We start from the raw sequence: 22,106 nt of genomic DNA, 5'->3' as shown, positions 1-22,106 counted from the left end.
ACCTCACCCTTTTTCATGTGAATCCTCATCCTTTTAAACCTTTGGGCTATTAAAACCTATTACGGTGCAGGTGATAAAATAAGAGAATCGATATGGAGGTAGCGCATTGAAAAAAATGCTGGGTTATTATCAGTTTTCCTTTTTAATGATATGAGTAACTAATTTTTTTGTTTAGCACCTGTTGTTGATTTTAAATCATATTTTCTTAATAACGATTTCAGTATTTATAGTCTCTTTAATACTAGCTTTCCTGTAAAAAAGGGTTTGGAGAAAAGCTGCGTTCGGCACATTAATAGCAATAGTTGTTATATTGAAGTTATTCTATGGTTTGATGACAATTTTATAAATACAAGGAGAAGTTTTATAGTCTGTCATTGGAAGCCAGGTTTTTTCTTACTTCTTATAATGCAGTTGGTCAAAAAAAGTATTTAAAAGAGGAAAAAGATGTTGCAGCTTTTTATCATGAACTAGGTGCTAAAGAACTCAGGGCTGCAGGATACATTCATTCATCCGATAAATGAAAATTTTAGAGAAAGATATTGACATCCTATTAGCTGGTTTACTTCAAAAACTAGGGTTGATGCGGCAGTCTTTTTTATGGAACTAAAGGGGGGGGATCTTCCTTAGGTGTAGAGTGACAATTTTGTTCATTAATACAACTAATATTCATTTAAATTTCAGAAGTTTCTGGTTGGAAACCTCCTATATTTCTATCTTCGACTACCATGCGCAATCCACGCTTCGGTCTGAGTGTAATAGACGGAAGTGGCTTTACTTCATGATGGTCAGGCGCCAGCCTTATCCGATATCGTTGAGCAATGCATGCTAGGACAAGCACAGCTTCCATCACTGCAAAATGATTACCGATACAAACTCTCGGACCTCCGCCAAATGGAAAGTAAGCGAACGGAGGTAGGGTTTTCATAAAGTTGTTTTCAAATCGCTCAGGTTTAAAGGAATCTGGATTATCAAAATACTCAGGCTTGTGGTGCATCACATACTGACTCAACAGGATCATATCTCCTTTTTTAAAAAGATACCCTCCAATTACCACATCCTCCGCCACTTCCCGTTGTATGATATAGGCAGGCGGGTATATGCGCATTGATTCATAGATAACATTTTGTGTGAATGTTAATTTCATAAAATCGCCAGGTGTTAGATTACGGTTGCCGATTACGCTATCTATTTCATTGAAAAGTTTAGTTTCCACATCAGGGTGTTGGGAAAGCAAGTATAAGGTCCAGGAAAGCACGTTTGCTGTTGTTTCGTGACCGGCAAGGAAAATGGTCATTAACTCATCACGTAACTGCTTGTCTGTCATAGCTAAGCCATCCTCATCATCTCGAGCATCCATTAGAATCCCAAGCATATCCTCATGTCTCTCTGCCTCTGTTCTACGTTTTTCAATAAAGCCATAAATCACCTTATCAAGTCTCTGTTTCGCAATTTTATATTCACGGTTGTTTTTAGTTGGAACCCATAGTGGCATTTGAAGTGTTCGCATTCTTTTAACGGCAATTCTCATGAAGGCTTCTATAGGTTCCCCGAGCATGCCATATCCTTCTTTGAGGTTCATGCTGAACATGGTCTTGCTGATAATACCCAGTGCAAGGCTCATCATATCCTCGGTAATAATCCTTTCTTCTCTGTTTTTCCAAGTGGAAATATAGTCCATTGTTATATCAATCATATCCTGACCATAATTGCTAATATGAGACTTTTTGAAAGAGGGTTGAATAAGCCTTCTTTGGCGCATGTGAATTTCTTTTTCACTTGTAAGAAGGCCTTCTCCGATTACTGGTTTTAAAGCAGAGAAGTCCTTTGATTTCAAGAAGGATTTTTGTTTTGTTACAAGTACCTGCTTAATTAAATCTGAATTTGAAATAAGGTAAACATTATGGAAAGGTCCAAAACGAATTTTAGCAACTTCTCCATATTCTTTTGCTAAACGGGTAAGAAAGCCAAGTGTATCTGAAATAAACTCCTTTGAATGGCCAGTAATTAATTTTCCTTTTGGGCCTGGAGAATCATTTGAAAAATCTGTGTCACTCATTGGTTTGTTTCCTCCATTTCGGTAAAATTACTTGTATTCATTCTATGAGGAAAGTATTGATTGGTTTGGACAAGTTGTTAATAAAAAGACTAACAAATACAATATTTTTTAAAGATAGTTAATCAATTTGAATGAAATTATAAGTGTGTATAAAGGAATACTATTAATAAACGAAATCAAAGTGTTTATGAAATTGTAAAGGCACCCATCCCTGGTTGTCACTTTCTTTTACTAATGAAAGCAGGTATGTATGGAACTACCTTACAAAAGTTATTATCTTGTTGAACTAATAAATATGGGGTTGGAAACAGCTCCATTTTCTTATGCAACTAAACCAGCCAATAGTTTGTCAATATTTTTCAATAAAACCTTAAAATATTTCATGCTATACTAAATTTGTGCATACCAAATAACCTTCCAAGTTTCTGTGTTTGGAAAGTTCTGGGTAGTTTAGTTATACTTTCAAACTAGCCTATCTTGGAAAGGTGAGTTGCTTTTTAAAAGTGCATAAATCCAATGTAAGAGTTTATTGGCACATGCTATCACAGCTACTTTAAAGGGCTTTCCTTCTTCACGTTTCTTATCATAAAACTCTCGTAATCGCTTGTTACGAGGGATGATTTCATCTGTCGTTTTCTTCTTGCGACAATCACGAATGGCACATTTAACAGCCATATACAAGGCGTGTCTTAGTCTGCCAGAACCTCTTTTGGTAATCCGATTTACTGTGCCTTTAAATTTACCTGATTCAAAGATACTTGGATCAATTCCGGCAAATGCCACTAGTTTTTTAGGGTGATTAAACCGTTCAATCTCTCCAATTTCAGAAATAATCGTTGCAGCGATTTTTTCACCGATTCCAGGGATGGATTGGATAATCTTATATTCTTCAATTTCTTTTGCCAAAGCATCTATCTCGTCTTCAAATTTGGATAGGTGCTTTTGGTATTCTAGAAGCATTTTTATATACATTTCAAGGCTTAAAATGTGACTCTGATATAAGGTTCTCTGAAAAGGGTTTCGAGCTGAGGCAGCCGTAAGTTTCTCTGCCTGTGTATTCGCCCACTTTTTAGAACGACTTGGACAAAGTTCATTAATCCTATTTGCTACAGTTTCTTCACCGACTGCTAATATGTCTTCAGAAGTAGGGAATTCTAATAGAGTAAGCAAAGAAACAACCGAATACAAATCTCCAAAAACCCCTCTATATTCAGGAAATACTTGATCAAGAACAGCCTGGAACTGTAGTTTTGTTTGTACATAGATACCTGTTATATTTTCGTGTTGTCTTGAAAGATTACGAAGATTTAAGAGTTGTATCCCTCGTTTTTTATAAGGCTCTAAATCCTCTTTATAGTACAGCTCGCAGAGGTGACGTGCATCGATTATATCTGTCTTTACTTTGCGTAAACTTGAGCTCTTCGCACGATAAGAAATGAGTGGGTTAACGACAATTAATAAGTAGCCTCTCTCCTCAAAATACTGTACAACTGGCGTATGATAATGCCCCGTGGATTCCAATACAATCGGAGGTTTGATTCCTGTTTTATTTTCTATTTTTCTCAGAAACTGAAATAGCGTTTCTAATCCTTCAATGGTATGTGTAACTTTGAAACTGCCTTGATAAGGCTTCTTCTTTTCCAAGAATGCTTGAACCTGACTTTCACCTTTAGCTACATCCAGACCAACCACTGGATTCATTTTTTATCTCCTCCAAAAACATAATATTTGCCGGTAACCCCTAATCCTTCTTGCAGTATCATAGCTTCGCTTGTTATACGAGATCTTGGTCCCAACCAGCCAAATCATGTTTAAGCAAGTAGGGGGCGAACTGTTTAGTTGACGGGATCTTAAGCCCCACGGGCAGGTACGTTCTACCCCGGCTACCGTTATAATAAAACTATATAAAAATTGGTCAACCAGAAATATCTGGCTGACCTAATAATACGAACAGGGCAGGTTAGTTCCATAAGGAAATGGATTATTTTACACTTATGAATAATTATTCTTTATTGTTATTATTTTCTTAAAGGTCAAATTATTTTTTATTTGATATCGTTAATTCACCATTTAAGGAAGTATAGGTATCTTTCTAGTGATTTTAGTGGCAACCATTGGATTTCTTCTAGAAAAAAATCAAAGGTAATCGGATATTCCAATCTCGGAATATTTATTGCAGCATCAATAAGGCAATTAACAGATAAAATTACAGATAAATTGTAGGTTCCATAAAATACATAGTTAAATAACTTAATCTTAATCTTAATGAACTAACAGGTGCGTTAGCTGAAGATCAGAGCTGTCTTTAAGGCAGCTTTTTCTTTATGCAACTATCGGGGCAGGATAGCATTCCTGTAGTTCGTTATTTTTCAGCTTTGAAAAAAATAGGGCTCCTCAGTAAGATATGGGTAAGACACCACTCTAACCCAAAATCTTAGGAGGAACCCTAATATGAAGTTTAAAATATAAACAAAATCAACTAATAGAAAGAATTTCCGATAAACACCTTGTTGTTGGAGTGGATATTGCCCAACAATTACATTTGGCTAGAGCAGTGAATTTCCGTGGAATTGTAGTCGGAGATCCACTTGCATTTGAAAATAATGAAGATGGATTTGCTAGTTTATTAAAATGGATGGATAAGCTTCAAAGATTAAATAAACTGGATGCAGCCATCGTGGGAATGGAACCTACAGGCCATTACTGGATTAATCTTTCAAAATGGTTATTTAAACAAGGAATTGAGGTAGTGACAGTAAACCTTCACTTAGTAAAAAGGAATAAAGAAAACCGTGATAATACTCAGTCCAAAAGTGATAAGAAAGATGCCCTGGTCATCGCCGATATGGTGAAGAACGGTTACTACGCCTTTGTCATGAACACTTCAGAATCATTTGAAATACTTAGGGTCCTTATGTCTAACCGTGATGTGGATATTGTCTTTCCCGAACTCAGGCAAGTATTTAAAGACATTACTGGTAAAGGGGCTATCGCCACACTTCGTTTATTTCCATCTCCAATGGAACTGCGTTCCCTGAAACCTCATGATGTTGTTTCAGGATGGAAATCAATAATGAAGAGGCAGCCTGGATTAAAGAAAGCTCAATTACTTCTACAGTTAGCTAGGAAATCTGTCGGCACAAGACAAGCACTTGAAGCGTATAAATTTCATTTGGAACAATTATTAGAGGAGTATGACCTCGCAGTCTTACAACTCGAAAGAGTGGAACAAGAGGTTAAGGATGTATTAAAACAAATAATTGCCTCCACCCCATACCAAGCACCACAAAAGAAATGGATGAATAAGAACATAAAGCCGAAAGATTGGAAACCTCAAGATTTTCTCACATAAGGATATCTGAAAAACGTTTCTGGTTTCTATGTAGCGTATTTATCTTCCTTTCCTCAGATAAATTTCTTATATCAAAAAGCTTAACCGAAAACAAATTACCAAAACAATACTTCAATGACGCTGTTAGTTATTAAGATATAAAATTGGCGTTTTTTCCGCGGGTATTAATCAACTTCATAAAACCTTCAGGAGGGATTTATATGTCATTAAAAGTAGGAGATATCATTACGTTTGAACGGACTTTTACAGTAAGGGATGTTGAATTATTTACAGAGATTTCAGGTGATGAAGGGAATCATCATATAACCCCAGATGAACAGGGAAGACTTGTAATTCAAGGATTATTAACGGCCACTCTACCAACAAAAGTAGGTGGAGATCATCACGTAATGGCTCGTACTATGAATTTTGAGTTTTTAAGACCTGTGTTTACGGGGGATACAATAATTTGTGAGGTTAAAATTGAAAAATATGAAAGGCAAGAAAATAATAGAACAGCTATTATTGCATTCTTTTTATGTAAAAATCAGAATGAAAAAGAAGTATTAAAAGGGGATTTTTCAGGTGTAATACTTTAAATTGTTTATAAGTTTCCTTAACTAGGTGCTTAGTAAAATGGCTGGGGTCCCATTTTGTAGCTTTTTCATATTTTCCATTTAATCACGCGCTCCTCTGGAATAACTAAAAGTCCAATTTCTCAATTTTAACGCTGAGAAATTGGGCTTTTTAATATTGTGATTTCCTGGTTAATGTGGTAAATCCGCATTTTCCTGAAGCTACCCGATTTAGTAAAAGAGACATAAGCTACAATTACGGGGGGAGTTTTTATAACCAAGCCTTTTTTAGGAGCTCCACGCCAAGCTGGATTTCCTCACAAGAAAGATTACTAAAACCAAGTTTAATAATGGGGTTATCGGTATTATTTTTAATAAAGTAGAGTGAGGTAGGATACACTTTAACACCATGAAATGAAGCTCGCTCTATTAGCCATTCTTCTGAACGTTTCAGATGTACTTTGATTAATAAATACAAACCGGACTGCTCACCAATAATTGATATATTTTGATCGAATTGCTTTTTTAATAATGATACCAAGAGCTGCATTTTTCGTTTATAAACAAGACGCATACGTTTAATATGGCGATTCCATTCTCCTTCTTCCATAAATTTAGCCATTGTGAGTTGGCTTAGAAGTGAAGTGGTACTCTCGAAATGAAGAAATTGGTCTTTATAACGGTTTAAAAGTGGTTCTGGCAACACCATATAACTTAAACGAATTCCTGGAAGAAAGGACTTTGAGAAATTCCCTAGATAAATGACTCTTGCAGAATCAATGGAAGCGAGAGCTGGAAATGGTTGTTGCGTATAGCGAAATTCACTATCATAATCGTCTTCGATAATATACCCTTGCATCTTGTTAGCCCAATGAATAAGCGTTTGCCGTTGTTGAATGGACATGCTTACCCCATATGGACTGTGATGGGAAGGTGTTACATAGATTAATCGTGATTTCATTTCTGCCAATTGTGAAAAATCAGCACCTGCTTCATAAACTGGTAAAGTTTCAATCGTAAAACAATGGAATTGAAAAGCTTCCCTAGCGCCATCATATCCAGGGTCTTCTACTGTAACGCTTGGAAAATCATCCTTTAGTATATGTCCAAGATTGATAAGCATTTGTTGGGTACTACTGCCGATAATAATGGCATTTTCATCTGTTTTCACCCCACGGGATTGGAGTAAGTATGTGGAAATTTGTTCACGTAGGCACACCTCACCAAAGGGTTCCCCATATTGAAAGCTCTCCTGTAACGTTAATACTTGATTGGCAATCCTCCTCCAAATTTTTAGAGGGAAATGTGTTTGATCTACGGCACCTGCTCGGAAATCAATGAGTGTAGGTGTCACTGGCTCTCTTTGCTTTTTATTATGAGGAATTAACTCTTCTTGGGATAAAAGTGGCTCTAATTCATTTACAAAATAACCTTTTCTCCCTTCTCCTCGAATATAACCTTCAGCTACAAGTTGATCATAAGCCATTAATGTCGTATTGCGACTTACTTGAAGGGAATCTGCAAGTTGACGAATGGAGGGCAATTGTTCATCAGCAAGTATGTCACCCCGATCAATAAATAACTTAAACTGCTCGTAAATTTGTTTGTATTTGGGAGAATCATCCTTAAAAGCAAAAATGGTATTTATCATTTACGACCTCCTTTGACATGTTTATTTATTTAGAATTGTACCTTTTTATATGTCAGTTTGTATAATACTATATTTCTTAGATGACGTACTCGATTATTAAAGGTAGAAATGAGGATATAAAAAGTTGCTATGATCGTGAATAAATAATATTTAAGAATCAATGTTTAAAAGTTTATATCAGGTGGAAAGGAGATTTTTTATGTATATCCCTAAGCAATTTGAAATAAAAGAATTAGAAGTAGCCTACGATGTAATACAGGAGAATGGTTTTGCAACATTGTGTTCAATGCATGAAGGCATACCTTTTGCTACACATTTACCACTGCTTTTGAATAAGGAGAAAAACTATTTGTATGGTCATTTTGCTCGTCCGAACCCTCAATGGAAAGATATTGAAAATCAAACAGTCTTAGCAATTTTTCATGGTCCTCACTGTTATATCTCTTCCTCTTGGTATGAGACGAATCAAGCAGTACCAACATGGAATTATGTGACTGTTCATGTATACGGCGAAGCCGAACTTATTGAGGATGAACAGGAGTTAACGGATTCCTTGCATGACATGGTATTGAAGTATGAAGCCCCTGATAGCTCATACAAATTGCAAGATTTAGACGCTGATTTTCTCGCTGGAATGAACAAAGGAATTCAAGGCTTCAAAATAAAAATCAAAAAGATAGAGGGAAAAGCGAAGTTAAGTCAAAACCATTCATTACATCGACAAGAGCTAGTTATTAATCACCTGGAACAGAACCAGTATACAGATGAGCAAAAAATTTCCTTTTTAATGAAGGAAAACCTAAAAAAATAACGTTGAATGTTACTGCACTAACGGGAGTGTTGATCCAATAAGGATTTACACTCTTTTTGTTTAACTTCTTTTACTAATGGAGCAGATTTCAATAATAAGGAACACTTAGAACGTTTTTACACAAGTGCAGAGAAAATCTTAGCAGCAACGTTTTTTTCACTATCAGGTTAATGGAAGAAAAATTGGAGCCTTTTTAAATAACGTTGCATGTTATTTCCATTAAGCTAGTCAAAATGTTAAGCCGTATGAGTATTTTTAAAAAGATATGCATGTACTGGATTAATTTAACAATCGATATATAAAATATAACAAAAAATCACGGTCCCTTTATACGGATATAAAATTCCAGAGTTATTCTTAATTTACATCTAGAGGGAGGGATCGGAAGTTGTCAAAATTTCAGGCCATATCTTCTTTGTTCATCTTGGTATTTATTATCATTTTCGTAACTTATAAAATCACAGCATTCTCATCCAATCATTCCACAACGAATCATTCCACATCAAACCGCTACATTCAAGTACAATTGTTAGGCGTTAATGATTTTCACGGCCAACTAAACAAATATCAAATGGTTTCAGGAACGATGGCAGGGGGTGCTGAATACCTGGCTGCCTATTTAAAAAAATATATACAAAAAAACCAAAATACACTACTTGTTCATGCTGGTGATATGGTAGGAGGAAGTCCTCCAATTTCTTCTCAATTTAAAGACGAACCCACGATTGAACTTTTAAACCTCCTGCACTTTGATGTCGGGACACCTGGAAATCATGAATTAGACCAAGGCGTAAATGAAATGAAACGTCTTATTTATGGAGGATTCAATAAAAAAACAGGTTATTTTCAAGGTGCCAATACTTCTTACATTTCTGCAAATATCATCGATAGAAAGTTGGGTACTCCCTTGTTACCACCGTATGTTATTAAACAAATTGACGGAATTAATATTGGATTTATCGGTGTGGTCACAAAAGAGACCAACCTGTATGTGGCACCTGAAAATCGAAAAGAAGTAGAAATTACGGATGAAGTTTCAGTTATTAACGGAACCGTTAAGATTTTAAAGGAAAAAGGGATCAAAGTAATTGTTGTACTGGCACATGATTCAGCTAAATCAGATCAGACAGGAGCAAATTCCAGTGGAGCTTTAGTGGAGATGGCTCCAAAAATCGATGATGAGGTCGATGTCATTTTTGCCGGTCACAGCCATGAATATGCCAATACCGTTGTAGCCGGTAAACTGATCGTTCAAGCTTATTCTAATGGGAAAGCCTTTTCTCAAGTAAATCTTGAAATTGACCCACATACTAAAAATATTGTTAAGAAACAAGCAAAGGTTATTGTCACTTCACATCATCAAATAAAACCAGATAAAGAAACGGTTGCTCTTCTAAATAAATATAGAAAAAGATTGGGGAGCTATTTTAATCAGGTAATAGGAGAAATGCCTGAAGAAATCACACGAAAACAAGATGCAAACGGTGAATCCCCATTAGCGAAAATGATTGCAGAATCTGAGCGGGAAGCCATGGGGGTAAATATAGCTTTTGTCCATCAAGGCGAAATGAGGAAAAGTTTTAAAAAAGGGGATATCACTGTAGAAGACCTTTATACAAACTTGCCCTTTGGTCATAGTATCAGTAAGTTAATCTTAACAGGAGACCAAATAAAACTTGCTTTAGAACAGCAGTGGGCGAAAGATTATGAAAATAGGTTACAAACGGTTGGTTTAACGTATGATTGGGACCCAAAGGCTCCAATTGGCAACCGCATTGTTGCGCTAAAAGACATGAAGGGTCAAGAGATTCAGCCAAACAACGAATATGAAGTAGCGGTTAGTAATTATTTAGCTTCAGGCGGTGATAACTTCACTGCATTTGAACAAGGTAGACTCGTGGAATCCGGTCCACAAGTCGTCACTGCACTTATACGCTATATCCAACAGAAGTATCCCCACGAAATTTTTCCTCATTCATTGAAAGAATGAAGGGGAAAATACAAGGACTTGCATAAGTGGCAGCTCTTTTTCTTATGAAGCTAAAGGGGCAGGTTAGCTCTATAAGAAAAGTGGAAGGTAAATCCAATTAATAGTATAGTCATATGTACTAGATCCTTTTTGTGGTCTATTTCATGATCGAAGAAAAATTCAGCTGAGGGGTATTGTACCAAATAATTTACATTGCTTTTATTTTTCGAGAAAGTAAAGGTACAATTAATACTTATATAGTTTAATGATGATAATAAAAAATAATGAGGTAGGGAAAAAATGATTGCAAAAACAGAAGAAGATTTTAATGGTTTGAAGGAAATTGGCAAAATTATTGCCTCCATTAGAGATGAATTGGTACAAAGAACAATTCCTGGCATAACGACCAAAGAACTTGATGATATAGCCGGAGAACTTTTAGAAAAAGCAGGTGCAGTTTCAGCTCCAAAAGGTGAATATGATTTTCCTGGCTATACTTGCATTAGTCTTAATGAAGAAGTGGCACATGGTATTCCGGGTCATCGGGTTATTCATGAAGGGGATCTAGTAAATATAGATGTATCTGCTTCAAAGAACGGTTATTTCGCAGATACAGGAATCTCATTTGTAGTAGGAGAAGGAGAAGAAGTATTAACGAGAATATGCGACGTTGCTAAAAAGGCATTTGAAGCAGGTCTTAAGAAAGCAAAACCCGGTTCCAAAAAAAGTAGAATCGGAAAAGCAGTATTCGAAACAGCGAGACAGCATGGATTCACTGTTATCAAAAACCTAACAGGACATGGTGTTGGACGTAGAATACACGAAGCACCTGACCATATTTTAAATTATAATGATCCATGGGATAATGAAATATTAAAGGAAGGGATGGTTATCGCATTCGAACCATTTATCTCAACCTTTGAAGAAGAAGTATTCCAAAAAGAGGACGGTTGGACCTATGCTACAGAAAAAAGTTATGTAGCTCAATTAGAACATACTATTATCCTTACTAAAAATGGTCCGATTATTGTCACACTTTAATTCAAGCAATGAAGTTTCTAAAATTATAAGTCCTTATTTAGACTTTGTGAATTGTGAATAAATGTACTTAAACTAACAAGTGCGTTAGCTGAAGATCGGAGCTGCCTTTAAGGCAGCTTTTTCTTTTGGAACTATCGGGCAGGTTAGTTGTATAAGGAACCGGATAGCTATAAAAAAGCAAACTCGCCAAAAATGAGCGAGTTTGCTTTTTTATTTAAAAATAACCAAGTCAAAACATCTGTCATTTTGGTTCATAATTTCGGAAAAGCACATCAAACCATTTATAAATAAGTGACTTTATTCTACTCTTTAAGTCTCCTTTTTAAAATTTTTTTAACGAAATAAACCACAAAAGATCTTTAATCTTCATATGCAGAAGAATTACAATTCTTGACTTAGAGTAAACTCTAAGTATTATTCTTTCTTTATAACACAAATTAAAAAAAAGAAGAAATAGACATATCAGATTTAATGGAGGCGGTTATATTGACATATTCTATTGGAGAATTTTCTAAAATAGTTGGGCTAAGTGAACATACATTGAGGTTTTATGAAAAAGAAGGGTTAATAAAAGTAAATAGAGACGATAACAATGTCAGAATTTACTCGGATGAAAATAAATTATGGATTGAATCCTTGCTCCACCTAAAAAATACAGGGATGTCACTAAAAGACATGAAACGATTTGCCATGTGGGGGCATATGGGGGATAAAACAATGGAAGAAAGATTAGCTCTGCTTAAAAAGCATCGCAAAAAAGTAGTGGAAGAATTGGAGAAGATTCGTCAAAGTTTAGAGCATTTGGATAATAAAATAAATTATTATGAAAATGAAGTAGGAGACTGTTTCTCTTAGAAATTAAGCAGCTGTTCGTTTTTTTCATTTACATCTTTTGGATAACCCTCGTACAGACAGACTTCTACATCGTGTATTTATCGAAAATAAAAAACACTTGCGTTAGAGTGCTCTCTAGGGATTAACCTATTATTGCACCAGTTAATACATGAAGGGTTAATCAACCTTTACAAAATACGTCAAATTAACAATGTTTGAACGATACTATTCGAAAGAGGTTAAAAAATGAACGTAAAATATAGCAACTTATTTAAATCTTTTACATTTAAAAACGGGATAACCCTTAATAATAGAGTGGTTATGGCACCAATGACAACTTGGTCCAGTAATGATGATTACACGGTTTCAGATGAGGAATTAACCTATTACAATAAAAGAGTAAACGGAGTAGGACTAGTGATTACAGGTTGTACACATGTGACTCAAAACGGGATCGGTTTTACAAATGAATTTGCAGCTTATGACGATACATTTACGCCGGGCTTACGTAAATTAGCTGAAGCCGCGAAAAGTGGCGGAGCTCCTGCTATCCTTCAAATTTTCCATGCAGGTAACAAAGCACTACCGGACTTGACCCCAAATGGTGAGGTTGTTAGTTCCAGCGCTTTAAAGACTGAAGCTACTGGATTTGCACCTTCAGTACTGCCTAGAGAGCTTTCCCATGTCGAGATAATGGAAGTGATTCATGCATTTGGAGAAACAACAAGAAGAGCAATTGAAGCAGGTTTTGACGGCGTTGAACTCCATGGTGCTCATGGGTTTTTAATGCAAAACTTCTTCTCACCTTTCTTCAACAGACGAGAAGATCAATGGGGAGGATCATTAGAAAATCGCATGCGCTTCCCACTGGCAATCGTTCAGGAAGTGAAAAATGTCATTGAAAAGCATGCAACAAAACCGTTTATTTTAGGATACAGAATATCTCCTGACGAACACCAAGAAGGCGGTTTGAGAATGAAGGATACCTATGCATTGATTGAACGCCTGATTGAAGAGGATGTTGATTATGTGCATGCTTCATTGGCTGATGCTATTTCTTCAAAGCCAGTCGACAGTCAAGATGAAAAGACATATCTTGAGTTAGTTGTCGACCATGTAAACGGACGAGTTCCTGTACTGGCTGCTGGTTCTATGGTAACTCCGGATGATGTTGCCAAAGCATTAGATAAGGGACTTACCCTAGCTGCAATTGGCCACGCGTTAATCATGAATCCAGACTGGGTTGAAAAGGTTCAAAATGGACAAGAGTCTGAGATCCAAACAGAGATAAAGGCTTCAAAGGTTAGTGAGCTTGAGCTTCCAGAAAAACTTTGGGGCGTCATTCAAGCTTCAGGCCCATGGTTTAAGATTGAGGAATAATCTAGAACCAACGGTTGATTAACTACGGGAATGCGAGGTTTGCAAGAGGGATACCTTCAGTTGAAGCATCTCTTGTCAATAACCGGAGCGACAAATGTCGGGACAGAATTAATATTATATGCTCTAGAGTTAAGTATATCTATTGATGAAATTAGAGAATTCTTACATCGATCGCAATCTTTGGGACCTGAATAAGGTCTTTTTTTTATTTCGACTTCCAACTTATTGCACAGTTTGTGTCAACTCTACAATAAGTCTTAATGAACTACCATGAAAATTAACTTCTGTGAGATCCGAAAAATGGCAATAATTAAGTAGACGCAGCTCATTCATTTTTTAAAAGAGAGGAGAGCGCCTGATTAAGGTGTTTATGGAGCAAATCGTGTTTCCTTAAAAGAAGCACGACAAAATTTTATAAACTTTGGAGTTTCTGATAAGTTTATTTGAAATATGTCAGACAGCCTAATAAGTCCGATATAAAGGATGAAAATTGGAAAGCTATTGAGTAGTTTACATAGGGAGTTCTTGAACTAACAGGTCTATTAGAAGAAGCCCTGTCAAGGCAGTTTTATAGTTACGCATACCATTCATATTTTATTAATGGAAATCATAATTCCTTATGTAAGGAATTATGATTATATATGTTTACTTTTAAAATCGCATTATTCAGCAATGCCTACTTGAACAATCTCAACATCTACATTTGTTTTAAATTTCACATTTCGAAGATATTCATTTTTGTCTTTTTCTTTCCATGTATTGGGATAAAAAGCGATCAGATGTCTTCCGATACCAAGGGCGTCACAATTCGCTTTTTGTAACTTTCTAATCACTTGTGTAGCATCTTTCGAAAAACTTCTTGATAATTTTTTATTTAACTTATCTATTTCTTTATCAACGTCTCCTTTCGGATACTCTGTTACATACACTTTTAATCGCAAATTGAGGTTAATAACCACGTCGCCGTTTCGGTTAACAATCTTTTAACTTTCGTTTCATATTCTTAACATTAATGGTGATAAAATTGTTCATGTCCGGCTTTTGGTTATTACTTACACGTTTTGTGAATTGTGCGTAGTTAGAAACAAAATTATAATTTGAAGGAATAATTTTATTGCCGGCTATAGCAAAAGCATTTAAACAGACTATATGAGTTATTCTATATTGCTTATAATCACTCCATTCAACAGGTAACAACTCTTTAAAACAATTAAAATATGTAAGGGTATTATTAAGTGTTTTTTCCTTAGGTAACTCGGCTATCTTTGTATTTTTAATTAATAACCAAAGAAAATTATATGCATATTGTAAAGTGTATGCTTTTCTCAAGTTCTTTTGCCAATTAACGTTCCTTTATAAAAGGAGCTTTTAGGGTCCATAATTAACTGTGTTGCAATCCAACTAATTTCTTCATCTAAACAGTGAAAAGTAATGAACGCACATTTAATATTGCATTGTTTTGTACATACTCCGATTCCCCCCAAATCCGAAGTTTTTGCCTATTAATCTGCCTATATTTGGACGGATTTTTTCATCTCCCTGAAATCTCCACTCTTCACTGTAATAAAGTTAATTATTTCATGCTTTCTCGGAACAGTTCCGTTAAAACGAAGTCATATCTAGCCGATTGTAATAATTAAGGTATAATGATAGGGAAAGATATTTTGTAACGGATTAGGTGAAGATGATCATGAAGCTAATCATTGCGGAGAAACCAGATCAAGGTTCAACGTTAGCAGCTCAATTTAAAACGAAGAAACAGCAAGGCTATATAGAGATCATGCCGAATGAACTTTTTCCCGATGGAGCTTATGTAACTTGGGCCGTCGGGCATTTATGTCAACTCGTTTCCCCGGAAACCTATCATTCAAAATGGAAGAAATGGTCGATGGAAACGTTGCCGATGATTCCGGAGAAATTTCAATATGAAGTGACCCGGCAAAAGGCAAAGCAATTCAATGTTGTGAAGACATTGCTTAGGAAACCGGATGTCGATGAAATCATTCATGCAGGTGATGCCGGGCGTGAGGGAGAATTGATTGTACGCAATATCGTCAATCTATGCAATGTCAATAAGCCGATGAAACGTTTATGGATTTCCTCTTTGACCCCAAAAGCGATTTATGAGGGATTCCAAAATCTGAAGAGCGAGGAAAAAACCAGGCCGCTCTATTATGAAGCGTATACGAGAGCTTGTGCGGATTGGGTTGTGGGAATGAATGCATCGAGAGCGTATAGTATTTTATTGAAACAAAGGGGCGTTTCGGATGTGTTTTCAGCTGGTAGGGTTCAGACACCTACTCTCGCTTTGATAGTGAAGCGGGAAATGGAAATTGAGCAATTCAAGTCTGAACCGTTCTGGGAAGTGTTCGCTGACTTCAAGATGGATGGTAAGAAGTATCAGGGGAAATGGCAGCAGAACAATGATCCCAGAATCAAGACAAAAGAACTTGCTGATAAAATTGCCGCTTTTTGCAAGGGTAAAGAAGCAGAAATTGCAGAGATGGACACAGAAAGAAAAGAATTTCAGCCACCTTTGCTATTTAATCTATCGTCATTGCAGGCTACAGTAAACAAGATATATAAATATTCACCGAAACAGACTCTCGATATTGTACAAAGTTTATATCAAAAAGGGATCGTTTCTTATCCACGTTCAGATTCCAATTATGTTACGGAGGGGGAAGCCGAAACATTTCCCGATATATTGCAAAAACTAAGTGGATTTTCAGAATATGAGTCCCTGTTTCCTTTGCCACAACCGAACATCATGAATAATAAACGGTTTGTAAATGAAAAAAAAGTGACTGATCACTATGCAATTATTCCGACGGAGCAGGTAACCGACCCAAAGCGGCTTTCCGCTGAAGAACGGAATATTTATGACTTGGTGGTACGCCGGTTGATTGCTGCTCATTATGAGAAAGCCATTTTCGATTACACCACCATTAAAACGCTTGTCGATAAGCGTGCCGAATTCATTTCAAAAGGCAAGCAACAGATCCAAGAGGGATGGCGCAAAGTGATTTTCCAAAATGACAAGGATGATGATGATATCATTTTGCCGTCCGTTTCAAAAGGGGATACCGGAAAGGTCGCCAATATAAAGGTGAAAGAAGGAAAAACACAGCCTCCTAAGCGCTATACAGAAGGTCAGTTGATCACATTGATGAAAACTGCCGGAAAGCATTTGGATAATGAGGAGCTAGAAAAGGTGCTGATGAAAACCGAGGGCCTCGGAACGGAAGCGACTCGAGCTGGCATCATTACCATGCTGAAAGATCGTAAATACATTGATGTCAAAAAAAATCAGGTGTTTGCGACAGATAAAGGGAAAGTGCTGATTACTGCCATCGGGGAGAAAATCCTGGCTTCACCTGAAATGACGGCCAAATGGGAACAGCGTTTAAGGGAAATTGGTGAAGGGAAGGCTTCAGCCGGCGGCTTTATGGAAGCTGTTAAGAAGATGTCAGCAAAAATAATCAGTGATGCCGTGGAATCATCGGAAAGCTGGGATTTTCAAGGGCTGGACACCGAGTCGATTCAACGGAGCGGCCCTAAAAGGAAAAGCTCAGCATCTGTGGGCAGCTGTAAGCTATGCGGTTCTAAGATTGTCGATAAAGGGGAATTCTATGGATGTGTAAGTTATCAAAAAACCAAGTGTAATTTTACTATCTCCAAAAAAATCCTAAATAAGAAAATCAGTCAAGCAAATATAAAAAAGCTGTTGGCGAACGGTGAAACGGATTTGATAAGTGGTTTTAAAAAAGGAGAAAAGACTTTTGATGCCATATTATCCTGGTCCGACTCTGAAAAAAAGATCAGTTTTACATTCCCGACAGAACAAAACGTCAACCAAACTTGAGAAGAAACATCATTTAAAGGCGCCCTGAGACGATATCTTCTTGTTTCGGGGCCGTTAATATAGTAAAATTTTTAGATATGCGTTTGAATGGGAGGATTCCGAATGCCTACACCGAGCATGGAGGATTACATAGAACAAATTTATTTACTTATTGAAGAAAAAGGATATGCAAGAGTTTCCGATATAGCCGAAAATCTTTCCGTCCACCCATCTTCTGTTACAAAAATGGTTCAAAAACTGGATCAGGAAAAATATTTGATATATGAAAAGTACCGTGGTCTCGTTTTAACTGCAAATGGGAAAAAAGTTGGTAAAAGGCTCGTATACCGTCATGAACTTTTAGAACAGATGCTAAGGTTGATAGGGGTCAAGGAAGAAAATATTTATCATGATGTTGAGGGGATTGAACACCACCTTAGTTGGAATGCCATCGATAGGATTGGAGACCTGGTTGAATTCTTTGAGGAATCTCCTGACCGTGTCGAGGATTTACGAAAGATACAAAAAAGAAATGAAGAAAATGCAAAATAAGCTGCCGCTGGCAGTTTTTTTTTATTTGACCTGGTCGTTCTTCATTTTACACATACGGTTACAAGTGAGGGAAAGTGCAAAAGTATTTTGAAAAAAGGATTTTTAAAGTGAAAGCAGAATAGCTATAATGTAGCCCCAGTATTTGATTCGGGAAAACTTTTTGTCTTGGTGAACGGGGCCGGGATTGTAATGGCCATGAATATTTCAGGTACTTAGATAATTAGGGGTTAAATGAGAGGGGGAATGTCTGATGAATTTACATACTTGGCATAAAGAGTCGGAAAAGGAATGGGATGTTTTTGCACCTATGTGGGTGAAGAATTCGCAAGAAATGTGGGAAACGGGGAGCCGGAAAAACATTATTCCTTTCTTTTCTAAATATGTACCTTCGGGAGTGAAGGTGGCTGACATAGGCTGTGGTGATGGAGTTGGATCTTTAAAATTGGCCGAAGCGGGATTTGAAGTAACTGGAGTTGATTTATCCAATGTGATGATTGAATTTGCAAAGGGTAAAACCTCTCAACAACCTGAACTTTCTTTCCTTCAAGGAGATTTTTATAATCTTCCATTCAAGGATGAAGAAATGGATGCGGCAATGGTCATTAATTCTCTGGAATATACGGGTGAACCATTAACGGTGTTGAAGGAAATCCAACGGGTAATAAAGCCTGGGGGTTATGTCTGTTTTGGAATACTTGGTCCGACAGCTGAACCACGAAAAAACTTTAGTTTTCAACGGTTGTTAGGAGATAAAGTCATCATGAATACAATGCAGCCTTGGGAATTTGAAAGAATGGCAACAGAAACGGGATGGAAGGCGGTGGCTGATACAGGCGTCGCGAAGAGAGGGGTGGACTATACAAAACTGGGACATTTTTCAAAGGAATTAAAGCAAGCTGTATCGTTCATGTGGCTGTTCCTCCTTCAAAAAGAGGTGGATATGTGATGGAGAAGTATCAAATCGATCAATTCGTTGAAAAGACGAAACAGCAGGATAAAGGACAAGGCTTATTTGAACTTGAAACGGAACGAATTCTGGAAATTAATCTGGAACAGCAGATATGGGCAAAAATGGGGACGATGGTTTCTTATCGCGGCCATATTAAATTCGAGCGGGAAGGCATCTTGGAGCATGGTCTTGGTAAACTTTTCAAAAAAGCCTTAACGGGTGAGGGTGCATCCTTGATGAAAGCGACCGGAAGCGGCAAGCTATACGTCGCTGATCAAGGGAAGAAGATTTCAATTTTACAGTTAAATGGTGAATCGATCTGTGTTAACGGTAATGATTTACTTGCCTTTGAGCCGGGTATTCAATGGGATATAAAAATGATGCGCCGCATTGCCGGGTTATTGGCGGGGGGATTATTCAATGTAAGGCTCGAGGGGAGAGGAATGGTCGCATTCACATCCCATTATGAGCCACTTACTTTAATGGTGGAACCAGGGAATCCAGTCTATACGGACCCAAATGCAACAGTTGCATGGTCAGGGGAATTGCAGCCTGAATTCGTAACGGATGTTTCATTAAAGTCGTTTTTTGGAAGGGGAAGCGGCGAATCCGTTCAAATGAAATTCGAAGGCCAAGGTTTTGTTGTCGTCCAACCTTTTGAAGAAGTATATTTCGGTAATAAGGAATCATGAAACAAACAGCCTGAGTCAGAAACTCAGGTTGTTTCCCATGATATTCGAAAGTGGCTGCCAAAAAAAACTATTTAGTTAAATAGAAAGCTTCTTTTTTCTTACCCTTTCAATCCCACTCATATGGGGTTGATTGGTAGACATAATAGTTCAGCCAATTCGAGAACATCAGGCTGCAATGGCTCTTCCAGCGGTGAAGGGGTACCTTGGTGGGATCGTTATCAGGAAAGTAATTTTCAGGGAGTTGCGTATTGATCCCACGCTCCCTATCGCGTTTGTATTCTTCACCGAGGGTATCTGCATCATACTCGAAATGGCCGGTAACCATAATTCTTTTTCCATCAACAGAAGCAGCCATCAATACCCCAGCTTGATCGGACTGTGCCAGAACCTTCAATTCTGGATGGTTAACTAATTTTTGATAGTCAATATCCGTATGGCGCGAATGAGGGGCCATAAAATAATCATCGAATCCGCGGACTAGATTTTCATTTGGTTCAAGTACCTCATGAGTATATATGCCGAAGCATTTCTCTGGCAGTTCGTGTTTGCCTATTCCGTAATGATGGTACAGGGCTGCTTGGGCTCCCCAACAGATATGTAGGGTGGATGTTACATTTTCGGTTGACCAATTCATGATATTCTGCAGTTCTTCCCAATAATTAACGTCTGAAAATTCCAGTTTTTCGACTGGGGCGCCTGTAATGATCAAGCCGTCATATTTCTTTGTGCGAATATCAGTAAATGATTTATAAAATTGGTCTAAATGAAATTTACTCGTGTTTTTTGATTCATGTGTGCTTAGGCGCAGGAATGATATGTTTACTTGAATGGGAGTATTGCCAAGAAAGCGCAGTAACTGAGCCTCTGTTTTCTCTTTTTCTGGCATAAGGTTTAAAATTAATATATTCAATGGACGGATTTCCTGATTGGTAGCTCTTTCCTCATCCATAACGAAAATATTTTCCTGTTCTAAAATTTCCCTAGCTGGCAGTTGTTCCGGAATTCTGATTGGCATGATTAGCCTCCTTCTCCAAAAATCATAATATTTTTATTATATAGAAAATTATTGAATAGAAAAGCAATTTTAATAATTTCTTGAAAATCTCGAAGGAAATGGCTCGCGAATGGTAAAATGGGAAGATCATGAATACATAAACTTATGAAGTTGGAGAGGTGTATGGAGATTGTTTGATCCTACAGCATTTGAGAACATGAAAGTGGTACTGGAAGGAGCTGTCTATGATCGTGACTTCATTGGAGACATATTGGTCATAAACCGTGATGATATGGTGAATCTGTCAACCATGTCCAGATCATATAAGATCGAGATGGAATTGAAAGAACCCATGGCACCCATTTCGATTAGCGGTGCCATCGAGATACACGCTTCACTCCAGAATCTAAGTGCAGAGTTACTCGATTCCACCATTGATGATACGCATTCCGGTTGCACGGTCGATATTTTCATTTCTTTTCCCCAAAAGCTTAATGAAGTGAATGCTGAACAATTCTTGAACGACCTGGGAAAAATTTGGGGAGATCAGAGAATCATTACAGTGACGACAAGCTTAACGGTCAGTAAAAAGGTGCAACCCGTTCATTCATCTTTATTTAAAGTTTCATTTGGCAGGCTTGTAAAAGAGGAGCAAATGGATGATTTGGAAGACATGGTAGAGTATTTGATACAATCCATAAAAGCGGTGAAAATTCAGGGATGATCGGAAAAGGATAAAAGTTGGAAAACGTACCTTTCAATACGGTAAAATGACATCATCATACTAAAGGGAGCGATCATACATGTCCATTTACGAATTTGAAGTTAATAAAATCAATGGCGAAACCATCTCGCTTGAAGAATATAGAGGGAAAGTGATGATTATCGTGAATACGGCAAGCAAATGCGGTTTTTCACCACAGTATGATGATTTGCAAAGCCTGTATGTACAGTATAAAGAGGATGGTTTAGCCGTGCTTGGTTTTCCGTGTAATCAGTTTTTGAAACAGGAGCCTGGTGATGACCTGGAAATCGATTCTTACTGTAAATTGAATCATGGTGTAACATTCCCGATGTTTGCAAAAGTGAATGTCAATGGAAAGGAAGCCCATCCCTTATTCAGTTATCTGACTGAAAATGCTCCTGGAGTGATGGGGTCCAAATCGATAAAATGGAATTTCACAAAGTTCTTGATTGATCGTGATGGAAATATCGTCAGTCGGTATGCACCTAAAACAAAACCCCTGGAAATGGAAGAGGATTTAAAAAAATTATTATGAAAAATGATATCGAGTCCAACGGATGCTGCAGTTTCTGTTGGGCTCGTTTTTTTTAGGTAAGATATTTATTGCATGGATCCATTTTTAGAGGGGGACAGATGGTTGGGATGTTGAATATAATAGAAAACACACAATTGAGGGGGGAAA

18 protein-coding genes and 2 pseudogenes are annotated in these 22,106 nt (G+C 37.2%); 15 read left to right on the top strand and 5 right to left on the bottom strand.

The window, feature by feature from the left end:
- Window positions 1-374: 374 nt before the first annotated feature.
- Window positions 375-521 (top strand): hypothetical protein, encoded by a 147-nt coding sequence (locus tag ACDZ29_RS26465; protein ID WP_370015466.1) that lies wholly within the window; start codon window positions 375-377, stop codon window positions 519-521.
- 149 nt (window positions 522-670) lie between these two features.
- On the opposite strand, the gene ACDZ29_RS26460 is transcribed toward ACDZ29_RS26465, so the two are convergent.
- Window positions 671-2,056, bottom strand: a complete 1,386-nt coding sequence (locus tag ACDZ29_RS26460; protein WP_370015464.1) for a cytochrome P450 — start codon at window positions 2,054-2,056, stop codon at window positions 671-673.
- 462 nt (window positions 2,057-2,518) lie between these two features.
- Complete coding sequence (locus ACDZ29_RS26455) at window positions 2,519-3,757, bottom strand: IS110 family transposase (RefSeq protein ID WP_289324650.1); 1,239 nt, start codon at window positions 3,755-3,757, stop codon at window positions 2,519-2,521.
- A gap of 781 nt (window positions 3,758-4,538) precedes the next feature.
- Between ACDZ29_RS26455 and ACDZ29_RS26450 the strand changes: the two are divergent.
- Together ACDZ29_RS26450 and ACDZ29_RS26445 are read left to right on the top strand one after the other, a co-directional pair.
- Window positions 4,539-5,315, top strand: a pseudogene (locus ACDZ29_RS26450) (transposase); the annotation flags it as partial.
- 293 nt (window positions 5,316-5,608) lie between these two features.
- The gene (locus ACDZ29_RS26445) at window positions 5,609-5,986 is read left to right on the top strand and encodes a hotdog domain-containing protein (protein ID WP_342603107.1); all 378 of its coding nucleotides are present in this window, start codon (window positions 5,609-5,611) and stop codon (window positions 5,984-5,986) included.
- Window positions 5,987-6,233: 247 nt separating this feature from the next.
- Here the strand turns inward: ACDZ29_RS26445 and ACDZ29_RS26440 are convergent, their stop codons facing one another.
- The gene (locus tag ACDZ29_RS26440; protein ID WP_375089257.1) at window positions 6,234-7,613 is read right to left on the bottom strand and encodes a PLP-dependent aminotransferase family protein; all 1,380 of its coding nucleotides are present in this window, start codon (window positions 7,611-7,613) and stop codon (window positions 6,234-6,236) included.
- 199 nt (window positions 7,614-7,812) lie between these two features.
- Between ACDZ29_RS26440 and ACDZ29_RS26435 the strand changes: the two genes are divergently transcribed.
- From ACDZ29_RS26435 to ACDZ29_RS26410, 6 genes and pseudogenes are all read left to right on the top strand, one after another.
- The gene (locus tag ACDZ29_RS26435; RefSeq protein WP_375091224.1) at window positions 7,813-8,424 is read left to right on the top strand and encodes an FMN-binding negative transcriptional regulator; all 612 of its coding nucleotides are present in this window, start codon (window positions 7,813-7,815) and stop codon (window positions 8,422-8,424) included.
- Between the two features lie 388 nt (window positions 8,425-8,812).
- Window positions 8,813-10,414, top strand: a complete 1,602-nt coding sequence (locus ACDZ29_RS26430) for a bifunctional metallophosphatase/5'-nucleotidase (RefSeq protein WP_375089256.1) — start codon at window positions 8,813-8,815, stop codon at window positions 10,412-10,414.
- Window positions 10,415-10,693: 279 nt separating this feature from the next.
- Window positions 10,694-11,434 carry a type I methionyl aminopeptidase gene (map, locus tag ACDZ29_RS26425; RefSeq protein ID WP_289327333.1) on the top strand — a complete coding sequence of 247 codons (741 nt, stop codon included), beginning with the start codon at window positions 10,694-10,696 and terminating at the stop codon, window positions 11,432-11,434.
- Between the two features lie 486 nt (window positions 11,435-11,920).
- Complete coding sequence (locus tag ACDZ29_RS26420; RefSeq protein ID WP_370015462.1) at window positions 11,921-12,289, top strand: MerR family transcriptional regulator; 369 nt, start codon at window positions 11,921-11,923, stop codon at window positions 12,287-12,289.
- Between the two features lie 225 nt (window positions 12,290-12,514).
- Window positions 12,515-13,648, top strand: a complete 1,134-nt coding sequence (locus ACDZ29_RS26415; RefSeq protein WP_375089255.1) for an NADH-dependent flavin oxidoreductase — start codon at window positions 12,515-12,517, stop codon at window positions 13,646-13,648.
- Between the two features lie 399 nt (window positions 13,649-14,047).
- Window positions 14,048-14,095, top strand: a pseudogene (locus tag ACDZ29_RS26410) (hypothetical protein); the annotation flags it as partial.
- A 215-nt stretch (window positions 14,096-14,310) separates the two neighbouring features.
- Here the strand turns inward: ACDZ29_RS26410 and ACDZ29_RS26405 are convergent.
- Window positions 14,311-14,577, bottom strand: a complete 267-nt coding sequence (locus ACDZ29_RS26405) for a Ger(x)C family spore germination C-terminal domain-containing protein (RefSeq protein ID WP_375089254.1) — start codon at window positions 14,575-14,577, stop codon at window positions 14,311-14,313.
- A gap of 761 nt (window positions 14,578-15,338) precedes the next feature.
- Between ACDZ29_RS26405 and ACDZ29_RS26400 the strand changes: the two genes are divergently transcribed.
- The 4 genes from ACDZ29_RS26400 (at window position 15,339) to ACDZ29_RS26385 (ending at window position 19,685) form a co-directional block, all read left to right on the top strand.
- On the top strand, window positions 15,339-17,513 hold the full coding sequence (locus ACDZ29_RS26400; protein ID WP_289327332.1) for a DNA topoisomerase III: 2,175 nt from the start codon (window positions 15,339-15,341) through the stop codon (window positions 17,511-17,513).
- A gap of 102 nt (window positions 17,514-17,615) precedes the next feature.
- The gene (gene mntR / locus ACDZ29_RS26395) at window positions 17,616-18,044 is read left to right on the top strand and encodes a transcriptional regulator MntR (RefSeq protein ID WP_289325445.1); all 429 of its coding nucleotides are present in this window, start codon (window positions 17,616-17,618) and stop codon (window positions 18,042-18,044) included.
- A gap of 250 nt (window positions 18,045-18,294) precedes the next feature.
- Window positions 18,295-18,990: a class I SAM-dependent methyltransferase gene (locus tag ACDZ29_RS26390; RefSeq protein WP_375089252.1), complete on the top strand. Its 696-nt coding sequence runs from the start codon at window positions 18,295-18,297 to the stop codon at window positions 18,988-18,990.
- Window positions 18,990-19,685, top strand: a complete 696-nt coding sequence (locus ACDZ29_RS26385) for an AIM24 family protein (protein ID WP_289325443.1) — start codon at window positions 18,990-18,992, stop codon at window positions 19,683-19,685. Before ACDZ29_RS26390 ends, ACDZ29_RS26385 begins: the two co-directional genes overlap by 1 nt.
- A 106-nt stretch (window positions 19,686-19,791) precedes the next feature.
- On the opposite strand, the gene metA is transcribed toward ACDZ29_RS26385, so the two are convergent.
- Window positions 19,792-20,700: a homoserine O-succinyltransferase gene (gene metA, locus ACDZ29_RS26380; protein WP_370015458.1), complete on the bottom strand. Its 909-nt coding sequence runs from the start codon at window positions 20,698-20,700 to the stop codon at window positions 19,792-19,794.
- A 169-nt stretch (window positions 20,701-20,869) separates the two neighbouring features.
- On the opposite strand from metA, the gene ACDZ29_RS26375 reads away from it, so the two are divergent.
- Both ACDZ29_RS26375 and ACDZ29_RS26370 read left to right on the top strand, forming a co-directional pair.
- Entirely contained in the window at window positions 20,870-21,403 is a 534-nt protein-coding gene (locus ACDZ29_RS26375; RefSeq protein ID WP_370015457.1) for a hypothetical protein, read from the top strand.
- A gap of 79 nt (window positions 21,404-21,482) precedes the next feature.
- Window positions 21,483-21,959 carry a glutathione peroxidase gene (locus ACDZ29_RS26370; protein WP_289325440.1) on the top strand — a complete coding sequence of 159 codons (477 nt, stop codon included), beginning with the start codon at window positions 21,483-21,485 and terminating at the stop codon, window positions 21,957-21,959.
- Window positions 21,960-22,106: the final 147 nt, after the last annotated feature.

Source organism: Peribacillus sp. RS7 (assembly GCF_041956845.1).
In the GTDB taxonomy this organism is placed as follows: domain Bacteria; phylum Bacillota; class Bacilli; order Bacillales; family DSM-1321; genus Peribacillus.
The sequence above is the reverse complement of the archived record's forward strand: the minus strand, read 5'-3'. Positions and strand labels throughout refer to the sequence as shown.